This window comes from Buttiauxella cochleicola (genome assembly GCF_021282405.1).
GTDB lineage: Bacteria > Pseudomonadota > Gammaproteobacteria > Enterobacterales > Enterobacteriaceae > Buttiauxella > Buttiauxella massiliensis.
This window is the reverse complement of the sequence record NZ_JAJSOU010000002.1, coordinates 285010-298725: the sequence shown is the minus strand read 5'-3', so window position 1 is coordinate 298725 and position 13716 is coordinate 285010. Positions and strand designations below refer to the sequence as shown.

Here is a 13716-nt window from a genome sequence, read left to right as displayed (position 1 = left end):
GTGAAAATCTGTTTATTAACTGAATCAGGCGCCGACTCCGGCGCCTTATCACTTTTGAGCGAACGCTGGGGTCTTGAGCACGACGAAGATTCCCTGATGGCGCTGGTATTAACGCCTGACCATCTGGAGTTGCGTAAGCGTGATGAGCCAAAACTCGGCGGTATTTTTGTTGATTTTGTTTCGGGCGCGATGGCGCATCGCCGTAAGTTTGGCGGCGGGCGTGGCGAAGCTGTGGCAAAAGCGGTTGGCATCAAAAGCGGCTATTTGCCGAGTGTCGTCGATGCCACGGCCGGGCTTGGGCGCGATGCGTTCGTGCTGGCGTCTGTAGGATGCCGGGTGCGAATGTTAGAGCGTAACCCGGTGGTTGCGGCATTGCTCGACGACGGTTTGCGCCGTGGTTATGCGGATGCGGAAATTGGCGGGTGGTTGCAGGAACGTTTGCAGCTGATTCACGCGTCTAGCCTGACGGCGTTAAGCGATATTACGCCGCGCCCGGAAGTGGTCTATCTCGACCCGATGTTCCCACATAAGCAGAAAAGCGCGCTGGTGAAGAAAGAGATGCGTGTGTTTCAGTCGCTGGTGGGGCCGGACGAAGATGCAGATGGTTTGCTGTTGCCTGCACAAAAACTGGCAACAAAACGTGTTGTGGTGAAACGCCCGGACTACGCGCCACCGCTCGGCGGCGTGGAAACGCATAACGCCGTGGTCACCAAAGGCCACCGTTTTGATATTTATTCGGGTACGGCAATCGTGGTGTAAAACGTAGGGCGGATAAGCTTACGCCATCCGCCGCTATGCCAGAACTGGCGGATGACGCTTTCGCTTATCCGCCCTACGGTTTAGTAACCGCTACCTTCTAGTCTTCGTCTTCGTCGCGCAATGGAACAATCAACATATCAACGTGAACGGTGTTGATAAGCTGACGTGCGGAAGACATCAGTTTGCTCCAGAAATCCTGGTGATGACCGCAAACAACCAAATCCATGTCGTATTTCTTAATGGCATCAACCAGAACCTGGCCCAGGTCGCCGCTGCCGCTCAGGGTTTCCGTAATCGGATAACCTGCGCCAGTAGACAGTTCGCTTAACGCGTGGTGCGTCTCTTCTGAAATGCGTTTCTGCATATCACCCAGATTTACATCAATCAGTCCGGTGTAGAGATCGGAGTAATTTACATCAACATGAATCAGGGAAACCTTCGCGTTGTATGGGCGAGCCATAGAAACTGCTTTTTCCACCAATACTTTGCTCTCCGGGGAGAGGTCTACCGCGATCAGAATGTGTTTGTAAGCCATAATTTTACTCCTTCCATAAGTTGTCGATGACCAGCCTGGCCGGATAGCACAATGTGCTGCTGTGGTGCTACCCGCGTGTAAAGACCTAAATTGTAGATGATATTTCTACCCTATAGCGAATGATAGAAATCGTCAATGTGCCACCGTTGCATACATTGAAGCCCCAAATAGCCGTTATCGTTTTGATAAAGATTAATGATGTGGCAAAAAAATTAGCGGATCTCCTACACTATTAAATAAGCCGTTCCGGAATATACCTGTCGTCTTTCAAGTTGCATGTGCGTTGGCTGCGTTCAATTGCCCGAAACACTTACCAGTGTAAGCTCATCGGGGCTCATTCTCTTGCCGCCTGCCTGCAAATCGAAATCCATTGGGTATAGTAATGTGAGCCGGATCGGCTTTTTGGGCTCGCTAAACGGTCTTTCTGGTTTTCGGGGTGAGCGGTTGCCCTGGAGTGATGTTCTGGGGCTTCACCGGGAGGGGAATTATGATGATCAGCACCGTTGCGCTTTTTTGGGCGCTTTGTGTAGTTTGTGTTGTGAATATGGCGCGCTATTACTCATCTTTGCGTGCGCTGCTGGTGGTATTACGCGGGTGCGATCCGTTGTTGTACCAATACGTCGATGGAGGCGGTTTTTTTACCTCTCACGGCCAGCCCAGCAAACAGATTCGCTTAGTGGGCTATATCTATGCTCAACGCTATCTTGACCATCACGACGATGAGTTTATCCGCCGCTGTGAACGTCTGCGCCGCCAGTTTATTTTGACCAGTGCGTTATGTGGGCTTGTGGTGATTAGTCTTATCGGGTTGATGATTTGGCATTGAAAGTTTGAGCACATAAAAAAAGCGGGCCAGTAAACTGACCCGCTTTTTGCTTTTTGGTGACTACACAGCTCTTAAATAAAGTGCAGTGAAATCCAGTAAAGAGAACCAGAAAGCAGAATTGACACCGGCAAAGTAAACACCCAGGCCATCAGGATGTTGGTTACCGTTTTACGCTGCAAACCGCCACCATCAACAACCATCGTCCCCGCTACGGAAGAAGAAAGCACGTGAGTGGTAGAAACCGGCATACCGGTGTAGCTCGCAATACCGATGGAGACGGCGGCTGTCATCTGCGCGGACATACCCTGCGCATACGTCATGCCTTTCTTGCCAATCTTCTCACCGATAGTTGTCGCCACACGACGCCAGCCAATCATAGTACCGAGGCCGAGTGCCAGAGCAACCGCCATGATAATCCAGATTGGTGCGTACTCGATGGTATGCAGCAAGTCAGTTTTCAGCTCTTTCAGGAAGCGCTTATCGTCCGGTTTGGTTTCCGGCAGAGCAGCTACTTTCTCTGAAGTATCTGAAATGCAAAGCAGCAGACGGCGCATATGGCTACGCTGCTCAATGCTCAGCTTGTCGTAGCTATCGATGTTACCCAGTAGTGCTTTTGCACCCTGAACCGCAAGAATGGCGCGGCTGGCATCGCAATGGAACTCAGCAGGCTTATCCTGGCCTTTTACTTCTTCAGGGGTTGGGATAGCTGGATTGAGATCAACAACATGCTTAATTACATCGCCGTGCTGCGCGTAGTACTGCTCCAGGTGAGTGATGGCATCACGGGTACGAGCAATGTCGTATCCAGAAGCATTCATGTTCACCACAAAGCCTGCAGGCGCTACACCAATCAGCACCAGCATGATCAGGCCGATACCTTTCTGACCATCATTCGCACCATGAGAGAAGCTCACGCCAATAGCTGAGATAATCAGAGCGATACGAGTCCAGAATGGAGGCTTTTTCTTGCCGTCTTGTTTTTCACGTTCGGCAGGTGTCAGGTGGATACGACGGCGCTTTTTGGTGCCGCTCCAGTAGCGACGTAGCAAAAAGATTAACCCGCCCGCAATCACCAGACCCACGATTGGGGAAAGGATTAACGACATGAAGATCCCAATGACTTTCGGGATATTCAGCGCATCGACTACCGAGGTTCCGGTCATCAGTGCGTTCGTCAAACCAATACCAATGATGGCACCGATAAGCGTATGGGAGCTGGATGCCGGCAGACCAAAATACCAAGTGCCGAGGTTCCAGATGATAGCGGCCAGTAACATAGAGAACACCATGGCAAGACCATGAGCGGACCCTACGTTCAACAGCAGATCGGTTGGCAACATATGCACAATCGCATACGCAACACTCAATCCACCGAGCAGAACGCCGAGGAAGTTAAATAACGCCGCCATTGCCACCGCGAGTTGCGATCGCATTGCACGTGTATAGATAACAGTTGCCACTGCGTTAGCAGTGTCATGAAAGCCATTGATCGCTTCGTAGAAGAGAACAAACGCCAGAGCAAGTAATAGCAAAAGCCCGGTATGAAGATCCAGGCCGTTAAACAGAAATTCCATAGACGTTACGCCATTTTGAGGACATGAACGCGGCGCATTATGTAAGACAACTCCGTAATGCGCCAACAGAAATATGGACTTTTCTTGATGTTTGTCCTTCTTCGGTCAAACAGTGAAAAGATTTACATATTTATTTTCAATCACCTGCAATTGTTAAGAAGCATTTAGCTGGTGCGACCAGGCCGCTATCTTTACAATTCCTTGCATTAAGCATAGTCGGGAGTAGGTCGTGGAAAAGTTTGATGCCGTAATTATTGGTGCGGGGGCCGCAGGAATGTTCTGTGCAGCGATGGCTGGGCAGGCGGGAAGCAAAGTGCTACTCATCGATAACGGTAAAAAACCGGGCCGTAAAATCCTGATGTCAGGTGGCGGGCGTTGCAACTTTACTAATCTTTATATCGAACCTGCAGCGTATCTCAGCCAAAACCCTCATTTTTGCAAATCTGCTCTGGCGCGTTATACCCAATGGGATTTTATCGATATGGTCGGTAAACATGGTATCGCGTGGCATGAGAAAACCCTTGGCCAACTTTTCTGCGATGATTCAGCACAGCAAATCGTCGACATGCTGGTTGCGGAATGTGAAAAAGGGCAAGTCACCACACGCCTGCGCAGCGAAGTGTTATCTATAGAACATGATGAAAACGGCTATACCATTCAATTAAACGGTGACAGCGTACAAGCGGCAAAACTTGTCATCGCCACGGGCGGGCTTTCCATGCCGGGTCTTGGGGCAACGCCGTTTGGCTATAAAATTGCAGAGCAGTTTGGGCTGAAAGTGTTGCCTACTCGCGCAGGCCTTGTGCCGTTTACTTTGCATAAACCTCTACTCGAACAGCTCCAGGTACTTTCTGGCGTATCCGTTCCGTCAGTAATTACTGCGGAAAATGGTGTCAGCTTTCGTGAAAGTTTGCTGTTTACCCATCGTGGTTTGTCCGGGCCTGCGGTATTACAGCTTTCTAGTTATTGGCAGCCTGGTGAGTTTGTGAGCGTTAACTTACTTCCTGATACCGATCTGGATGAGCTTCTCAACGAGCAGCGTAATGCTCACCCAAATCAAAGCCTGAAAAACACTCTGGCGATGGTGTTACCAAAACGACTGGTGGAGTGCCTGCAACAGCTTGGGCAAATTCCAGATGTGACGCTCAAACAGCTTAACGTGCGCCAACAAAGCGAACTGATTGAAACCCTGCAGGCCTGGCAAGTGCAACCAAACGGTACAGAAGGTTACCGCACTGCGGAAGTGACACTTGGTGGCGTGGACACCAATGAACTGAGCTCACGTACTATGGAAGCACGCAAAATGCCGGGTTTGTACTTTATCGGTGAAGTGATGGACGTAAGCGGCTGGTTAGGTGGATATAACTTCCAGTGGGCATGGAGTTCAGCCTGGGCGTGCGCGCAGGATTTAGTGAGTGTGAATTGATAAAAAAGTTGGGTCACTACTGCTGGTAGTTATGTTGCATTCAAAGAATGGATAACTAATTGTTACTAGTGCGCAAAATGTTTATTTTGCGCACTAGTAACGTTCTAATTATAAGTCGCTATTACTTCAACGCTGGCATCTGCAACGCCAGGTTTCATATCTTGTGAATTACGAATATAACGTGCAGACATCTTAATCTTTCCGTCGGCTCCGGTGGGGACGGCACTCGCACCAATTGCATAGGTAGTATTGCTGTAATTACTGTTTACGGTATTAGCATTAACCCATGTGCCAAGTTGTACGGGTTTTGCAGGTATATTTCCCTGACTTGCAGGGTCACCCCAGGCAAGCTGTAAGTCATACCCTTCAGCGCCCCCGCTATTCAGTTGAAAAATGCCTTGCATGGGGTTAACGCTAGGGTTTATAGGCGTGACTTTAATTTTAATCGGTTGGTTACCATTATTATTAACTCTGGAACCGTTATTTGCGTCATACAGATTTGTTGGGTTATTTGATGATCCACCGTATCCCCAGGCTTGTGGACACTTCAGTTGAAAACTTGCATCAATCCAAGGGCCTGCTGCTTCAAGGGCGTAATTAAATGACCCCATTTGTACCGTCTGGCTTGGATTTAAAAGATCACAGGTACCTAACTCAAATGATGCAGTCAAGGTTATCCTACGACTAATAGATTGACACCAGGCATCATTATTGGGCATTTTAATGCCTCCCGGTGGGCAAGTTCCAATCTGATTCCCTGGGTCCTGAGGCCTTATGAATGCAATTACAGTTACAGAAGTGATTTGTGTACCACCAATTGGTGGTACAAAGTCCGAAGTTCTCCAGAGCTTTATATTCATTCGTAAATCCGTTATCATATTGTTATAACTTGTAACTGTATCAACATATGCAGGCCATACAGGAATGGGTTTATTTGCTCTACTTTCATTAATTGATACTCCAAGTCCCTTTACGTTGGTAGGGTAAACGGTGTATCCGTCAATTGTATATATATCGCCTGGCGGAATATCGGTAATAGTATTTGCTGTGTTATACATGAATCCACCTTGTCGGCAATCAGAGTAAGCATTGATAGTTGCTGTATTTACTGAATATAATAATTTACCGCTTCCACCATTATTTGGTGCTGTAATATTTACAGGTGGCACGGCATAGTCCCCGCCGATACTAGTAGAACCACCCCAACAGTCTAACGTCCATGCATATGAGTTATTCATAAATAGCACCGGTAGGGTTGCTATTACGATAACAATAATATAATAAGAGAGTGCATTAGCATTTCTTCTTAAATCATCTAAGTGTTTACAAAATATTTTCATAAATACCTCTTGTCCGATGAATTGAGAAAACATTTCGTATTCACCTTCAATAAAAATTAATAACCAATTGTTGGCAGTGCGCAACATTAAAATTTTCCACACTGCCAACGTTCTAATTATAAGTTGCTATTACTTCAACGCTGGCATTGGCAACACCTGGTTCCACTTCTTCTGTGTTACGAATGTATCGTGCAGACATTTTAATCTTTCCATCAGCCCCTGTAGGGACAGGATTAGCACCAATGGCATAGGCAGTATTACTGTAATTACTGTTAAGGGCGCTGGCATTAATCCATGACCCAAGCTGTACTGGTTTTGCAGGTACGGTTCCCTGACTTGCAGGGTCTCCCCAAGCTAGCTGTAATGAATATCCCTTAGCCTTAGCGCCACCCTGGTCTAGCTCGAATGTGCCTTGTGAAGAATCAGTAATAGGGTTTATGGGCACTATTTTTATTCTAATTGGCTGGTTTCCAACAGTATTTGCACTTCTAACACCATTGTCTGCGTTATAATCATTCGAAGGGTTTTTTATCGATCCATTGTACCCCAAGGCTTGTGAACATTTAAGTTGAAACGTTGCGTCAACCCATGCGGAGTTATTGGCATTTATGGTGATATCATATGACCCCATATTTACCGTCTGGTTTGCACTAAGCAGTTCACATGTACTTGGTTGAAATAATACCGATAATGAAATTCTTCGTGTTATTAATGCGCAGAATTTATCATTGCCATCTAGTCTAGTAGCACCTGGTGGACATGTCGCCAGATAGTCGTTTACAGCATCCCAGGGTCTTATAAGCGTAACGACCGTAAATGAATTAACTTGTGTCATGCCAGTTGGTGGTACAAAACCCGGCATTATCCAGAGTTTTAAATTAAATTTCATCGGGGTTAAATAATTATCATATTTATTCTCGGCACTCACGTTTTCCGGCCAGACAGGAATTTCCAGTTTACGGCCAGTGAAACCTTCTGTAATTGATATACCCAACCCTTGAATATTGGTAGGATAAATTTTCTCTCCGTTGTAGCTAACTACCTGGCCGGGAGGAACGTCAATTATAGCTTGCACCGTTGTAACCCAGTTGCCCACCCTGCAATCGGCATATGATGCATTAATCGTAACATTATCTAATGTGTATAATAATTTATAAGTTTCATTGCTGCCGGGTGCTACCATGTTACTAGTAGTTGCGGTATAGTCGCCACCAATACTTGAGTAAGTCCCGCGGCAATATCTTGCTGCAGCAAACGAATAGTCAGCGAATAATAAACAGAGAACTGCTATTAATAGAATATATATCCATCTTTTTTTTTGACATTTAGTCATGAGTTGTATATCCATTCAATAATTACTGATTATTTTATACGTTTCTACAGTCTTGCTAGACTCTGTACTTGAATTGAGAGGATCTTGAGTAATCCACATTAATAAATTAATTTTCTTCTGCACTCGATTATGTCAGCCAAACGGTCATGACTGAAAATGTAACTCTCAAATAAATGTATTTTCCACTATTTTAAGGTTGGAAATTTTTTATTCTTTAAAGGATAAGATAGATCTTAGCATCGATATTGATTTGTTTTTTAGTAAAAGTAATAACAAAGTAATTTCTATTCTTTAGACTTTTATATGTATTACTGTCTGTTGGAAAAATAACAAAGCGCCAAAAATGGAGAGTGGTTTTGACACTTAATTAATTAAAAATTTACTCATAAGCAAGGCGTATTAAACCGCTGTGGCACTTTTCTCTGTGTTTTATCTGTCGATAACGGTGCCAAAATATAATTCACTTTACAGCTCGATTCTGCACCATTACCCCATGTAACCCTCAGCGAACCTTTCATATCGGCAACTTTGGCATAAATCACACCACCCTGCGTTACTGCTCCCACGTAGTTGTTCAGCGCATCGAAGACTTCTGCGCCAAATGGCAATGGGTTACCGTTAAATAAAGAGGTGATAAGTACTGGAATACCCGTACGCGTATTAAATTTAACTTTAACCACCGCACCGGAACGTGGCACCGCTTTCTGGGAAGTATTTTCAAATTCAACATCCTGTGAGGATCCTTCCGGGTCTATCGATACATCGTTCAACTGATAAGGCCGCATTGAAGGGAACACCGCATAGCCAAACGAATCGACTTTTGTCCCTGCATAGGTACCAATTTTGGCGCCTTCTGCCCCTTTAGCTTCTACCAGTGCAAAGGTATCGCCGGTATAAGGAGAAAGCGTCAAGCCCCCTGAGTGAGCAATCATCGAGCCCGACATACCAACGGTGCTGGTTTGGTAGTCAGGTCCTTTGCTGTAGGTACCGCTCATTTGGGCCACGCTGCCAAACCAAGTGCCACCCACGCTGCCAGACGTACCTGAGCGGCTATCGTGCGATCCGCTCAAGTTATAGGTGTATTTATTATCTTCACCCAACGCGCCACCAATTGATGCCTGTTCATTTTGCCCACCATTATTATCATGGTTGTAGCGCAGGCTTACCGTCGGAGCACGCACATCACGGTCTTCCCACAGTGGGAATGAGAAGTTCAGGTTAAAACTCGTTTGGTCCGCCCCATAGGCGTTTTGGCTACGGCTTACGTTAACGCTGTAGTTCACCCGTTTAAAATTATTCGAATAGCCGAACTGATACTGTTTGTTGTATTTGTCGTTATTCCAGTAGTTCTCTATTGATGCACTGGCGTAAAAATTTCCCCAACCTTCAGCTAATCCCTGGCTTGCGGAGAGCGCAAAACGGTTTTTGGAACGCATAATATTGGTTCCTGACTGGCCACTTTTTACGTTTTCTCGGGCCAGCATCGTGGTCATGTAGTCCATGTATCCGCTACTGGAAAAGCGGTATGCGGCCAGGGTAATGTTACTGTCTGTCTCGGTAATGAGCTTACTGTAACTTGCTCGATAACTTTGCCCTGAGAGAGAGGAAGGCTGGTCTTGATATTCACCAATTTTGCTAAAAGATTGCGTAACGTCGACACCAAATGCGCCCAGCAGCGTACTTAATGCTGTACCAATCTGCGCAGCCTGATAGTTTTCACTTGCCTGTACGCCTGCATAACCCGTAACTGAGTTAGTTAACCCACGCTGATAAGTTGCTTCATACAACATCGGCTTTTCAGAAACATTGGAATCCCGTAGCTTGCCCGCTGTAAAGCTAAAATGGTGTGAACCAGGGCGCAGCAGCTGTGCAACTGAAGCATAAGGCATCGAATAGTTTTGTACCGTGCCATCAGCTTCCTGAATAGTAATATCCAGATCGCCACCATAACCGGTTGGGTAGAGATCGTTAATCAGGAAGGCGCCAGGTGTGACAGTGGTTTCATAAATGATTTGACCCATCTGCTTCACAATGACTTTGGCGTTGGTTTTCGCAATACCGCGAATTTCAGGCGCATAGCCACGTTGTGAATCCGGCAGCATGCTGTCGTCACTTTCAATCCGCGCACCGGTAAATGGTAAAGAGTCGAAAAGCTGGCCGCTGGTGTTGGATTGACCAATAACGACACGACCCCGCAAAGCTTCAACATCGCGCTGCAAGTAGGTATTTATGGTGCTGTATTGACTGCCCTGATCTTGCTGCCAGTTATAAGAGCCATTATGACGTAAATACCAAGCACCAATATTCAGACCACCGTTGAGACCCGCATAAAAAGTACGGCTACTGTTAGTACCAAATTTAGAATCATAGCCGTTGAGGTAATAGCTTAATAGCCCGGCAGGGATCCCGCTATCCCATAGCGCAGGGTCAACCGTGCCGCTAGATATGCGGTTGACATAAATTTGTGGGATAGAGATATTGAGCTGTTGCTCATTGCTATCAAACTGGACTTTAGCATCTGGAATTACGCTCTGCAGGTTCGCGCAAGCGACTTTTCCAGAAACCATTTCTACCGCTTCTGGCGAAAGCTGAGATTGGTTGAAATTGATCAACTGCAGAATTTTAGCCGTCAAGCATGGATAGACGGATTTATCTGCCCCTTCTTTTAGCTCAACGTTATCGACACCGACTTCGGTATTATTAACGATAATGCTTACACGGTAGATACCCGGCGTGCCGCTAGAGCCTTTTGAAAAACGCGTAAGATCGACCTTAGTATTACTATCCATACGCATTACGTCAGATTCAAATTCAACGCTGTCAGTAATAGGTTGGGTATCTTCCGTGACTGGTTCATTAGCGCAAACAGGAAATGTTGCCAAACAGAGAATAATAATTGGGGTTAAGCTATTATGGCGCGTTAACTCTTTATTTTTTATTTTTATTATTTTCATGTCAGCAACCTCCTCTCTCACTCGTAAATCAAGCTTTAATCCATTAAAGCTAATAAAAAAAATTAACGGTCATTCGCATTGTATTTAACAAAAGCGCCATAATCATTAATAGCGGTATAACTCAACTGAGAGAGATTGCTCACTCCAGGAATGTCTTTAAACTTGTATGTCTTTGTGCCGCCGGGGATGATCATATCCCCTTCCATTTCATGATTCTTACCACTGTTTTTGTAATAAATCATCCCAAGGGTAACGTTATATGGCGTTGGGTTAATCACCAGCAAACCACCATCACGAATTTTCCAGACGAGATCTTTTGGCGCACTGTTTGCATTACCCGCTAATCCATCCGGACGATAGAAAATTTTTATTCGTGTACGGAATGCGATATTAAGCCGGCTTATTTCCTGAACGCTTTTTTGTTTGGCTGGAACCTCAAGCACATTTAACCAATATACAGATTCTTTATCTGTTGGCAGTGCAGGTGTACCAATATAAGTAATACGTAAGGTTTGTCCTTTCCCTGGGTCCATCCTATTAATAGGAGGTGTCAAAACAAACGGCACGGAAAGTTTTTCGGGAGAAATATGTTCGTCACCTTTATCAATCCAGCTCTGCACTAATACAGGTGACGGATTATTATTAGTCAGTTTAACCGTAACTTCATCTTTACTTTCACGGTAAATAACTCGGGTTGAGCCAATAACAACACCCGCAGCCGCATAATTGACCCACCCTAAAGTAGCCCCTATAAAACACATTACGGCGGCTTTTCTTGCGTAACGACGCATAAGCATATTGATTCCAAATAAGTGAAGCAGGGGCAATGGCTTACCCCTATGGATAACGATTTATTTATACATCAGGTCGTAAACTACTTTGCCTTCCACGGTACCAGCCGCAATGACTGCATCCGCTTTGACGTATTCCACGAAATAGTTCAGACGAGCAGTACCGTTCGGTGAACCCGAAACAGTCTGGAAGCCTGTACCACCAGTATCACTCTGAGAAGCGTAACCAACTTTAATCGGCTGCAGAGAAGTACCGTCCACCAACTGCAGCATTACACCTTCTGCACCGCCAGCCGTACCTTGGGAAAGGTTAGTCAGGTAGCCGGTCATGCTGTCTACGTTGGCTGTGCCATTGGAGCTGGCATTGAAGTAGGCAGCTACTTTGGTTTTGCCGGTTGACAACGTACACTCAGTAACATCAATTACGAACTGTGTACGACCTGCCGTTGCACCTACTGCACCTGGTAGAGAGGTAGTAGAAACCGTTGGCAGTGTCACGTCATTCCCGCCAGCCACTGAGGAATTACAGGTACTTTCTGTGATTTCACCGTGGAACAGGATTTCATTGCCAGCTTGTGCAACATTGATTAAAGACAGAGCAGAGATAATACTTGTAACGATAGCGAGCTTTTTCATGTTAATTCCCCGTTCTTGGGTTTGAATAAATACAAATTTCCGTTTGTTTAACGATTATTAATTTCAGATAACTCTGACATTAATTACAGCATTGATGCATAACATTTTGTAGCGCCACACAAGCAAACCGAGATATAAATAGTTCGCGCGTGACTTTGGGTAAGGTATTGATTAATTAATTTATTGTCTTTGAAGATGCCTCCTCCATTATGACACAACCAATATAAACATTTTTATAAGCAAAAATAATACTCTATAGATACATGCGTGTATTTAAGAATTTAATTCTTTTAGTGGGGCAAAGTCTTAAGATATTACTGCTTTGTTTTGATAAGCTATATTCGCATTTAGGATTACTACTAACAATAACAATGAATAAAAAAGTCAGTTCGATAAAATAGAAAATGGACTATAATTTGTAATAATAAACCAACAAAAAGTTAACATGATGAATAGAAAATTAGATTTAAATTTATTAAGAGTGCTATGCGCCCTGGTTGAAAACAAAAATGTCACGGAGACAGGTGTCCGTCTGGGGATGGGGGTGTCATCAGTCAGCTATGCATTAAATAAACTTCGTGACCATTATTCAGATCCTATCATGATCCGCACTAAAAATGGGATGCAACCCACAAGTTTGGCATTAGAACTTTATAAGCACTTTTCGCCAGCACTAAATTTGATAGAGCCCGCTTCAACTGATAGAAAATTACCTTCTCCCGAAAAAAGTTTTTTCCGTATCAGAACGAATTCGGTTATTGAGAATTGGTTGGCATGGAAATTTATGAACGATGAAGGGGCTGAAATTCAAAATGCTGTTTTTGAATTTAATAATTTCAGTAATGACAGTGAGGTACGGATCGAGGCGTTACGCAGAAAACAAATTGATATTGATATTGGGACTCCATTAGCCGTTGATAGTTCTATTATTGAATACCAAATAATTCTAAAAAATGTACATGCAGTGTGCCAGGTCAATCATCCTCGTTTGCAAGGCAAGGTCACACTGGAAATGCTTAAGAAGGAAAAACTGGTTACGTATGTCCTTCCCAAGGATTCGTCTGAGATCGATTTAGAAAAATATATCTTTTATTTTGATGGGATTAGTAGCCTAACCAGGAGGATTCGTGTCTCGTCTTACGATACGTTGCTTATGTTAGTATCACACTCGGATGCAGTATGTTTTATGCCTACACCGCTGATTGATTACTATTCAAAAATGTATGATATAAAAGCGTTAGAGACAGATGTTGTAAATGGACATGCCATTACTATTTATGCAAATATACTGAAGTCAGCAAAAGATAACCCCATACTAAAAAGCATCATCAGTCATCTTATGACATTAGCTGATTGATCCGCCTGGTAGTGCAATAATGTTATTGCTTTAACTTTAAAGTAATAACATCTTTCTGTCTAAAATCTGAAATGGCTTTTTTGATCACAAAAATAACAAATATCAAAAGGGCTAAAGAGGTAATCAAAAAAATGGCAAGGTTAATGTTCATCACCACCTCATTAAATATGATGTTTGATTCAGGG

Annotated in this window: 11 protein-coding genes; 4 read left to right on the top strand and 7 right to left on the bottom strand. The window is 44.6% G+C overall.

From position 1 onward, the window contains the following. Entirely contained in the window at positions 1-759 is a 759-nt protein-coding gene (rsmJ, locus tag LVQ79_RS03680) for a 16S rRNA (guanine(1516)-N(2))-methyltransferase RsmJ (protein ID WP_232863931.1), read from the top strand. 97 nt (positions 760-856) lie between these two features. On the opposite strand, the gene uspA is transcribed toward rsmJ, so the two are convergent. Beyond that, positions 857-1294, bottom strand: coding sequence for a universal stress protein UspA (gene uspA / locus LVQ79_RS03675; protein ID WP_034460563.1), 438 nt, complete (start codon positions 1292-1294; stop codon positions 857-859). Positions 1295-1784: 490 nt separating this feature from the next. Here uspA and uspB point away from each other — a divergent pair, with 490 nt between their 5' ends. Further along, a complete protein-coding gene (gene uspB / locus LVQ79_RS03670) occupies positions 1785-2120 on the top strand; it encodes a universal stress protein UspB (RefSeq protein ID WP_034499574.1) in 336 nt (111 codons plus the stop codon). Positions 2121-2191: 71 nt separating this feature from the next. Here the strand turns inward: uspB and pitA are convergent, their stop codons facing one another. Next, positions 2192-3694, bottom strand: coding sequence for an inorganic phosphate transporter PitA (gene pitA / locus LVQ79_RS03665; RefSeq protein ID WP_232863930.1), 1503 nt, complete (start codon positions 3692-3694; stop codon positions 2192-2194). 229 nt (positions 3695-3923) lie between these two features. Here pitA and LVQ79_RS03660 point away from each other — a divergent pair, with 229 nt between their 5' ends. Next, entirely contained in the window at positions 3924-5120 is a 1197-nt protein-coding gene (locus LVQ79_RS03660) for a BaiN/RdsA family NAD(P)/FAD-dependent oxidoreductase (RefSeq protein WP_232863929.1), read from the top strand. A gap of 104 nt (positions 5121-5224) precedes the next feature. Here LVQ79_RS03660 and LVQ79_RS03655 read toward each other — a convergent pair whose 3' ends face one another. The 5 genes from LVQ79_RS03655 to LVQ79_RS03635 form a co-directional block, all read right to left on the bottom strand. Continuing rightward, complete coding sequence (locus LVQ79_RS03655; protein ID WP_232863928.1) at positions 5225-6547, bottom strand: hypothetical protein; 1323 nt, start codon at positions 6545-6547, stop codon at positions 5225-5227. A gap of 25 nt (positions 6548-6572) precedes the next feature. Next, complete coding sequence (locus LVQ79_RS03650; protein ID WP_232863927.1) at positions 6573-7808, bottom strand: hypothetical protein; 1236 nt, start codon at positions 7806-7808, stop codon at positions 6573-6575. A 368-nt stretch (positions 7809-8176) separates the two neighbouring features. Further along, positions 8177-10747 (bottom strand): fimbria/pilus outer membrane usher protein, encoded by a 2571-nt coding sequence (locus tag LVQ79_RS03645; RefSeq protein ID WP_232863926.1) that lies wholly within the window; start codon positions 10745-10747, stop codon positions 8177-8179. 62 nt (positions 10748-10809) lie between these two features. Continuing rightward, positions 10810-11544, bottom strand: coding sequence for a fimbrial biogenesis chaperone (locus LVQ79_RS03640; RefSeq protein ID WP_232863925.1), 735 nt, complete (start codon positions 11542-11544; stop codon positions 10810-10812). Between the two features lie 54 nt (positions 11545-11598). Then, a complete protein-coding gene (locus LVQ79_RS03635; RefSeq protein WP_232863924.1) occupies positions 11599-12174 on the bottom strand; it encodes a fimbrial protein in 576 nt (191 codons plus the stop codon). Between the two features lie 445 nt (positions 12175-12619). Here LVQ79_RS03635 and LVQ79_RS03630 point away from each other — a divergent pair, with 445 nt between their 5' ends. After that, positions 12620-13531, top strand: coding sequence for a LysR family transcriptional regulator (locus LVQ79_RS03630; protein WP_232863923.1), 912 nt, complete (start codon positions 12620-12622; stop codon positions 13529-13531). Positions 13532-13716 lie beyond the last annotated feature (185 nt).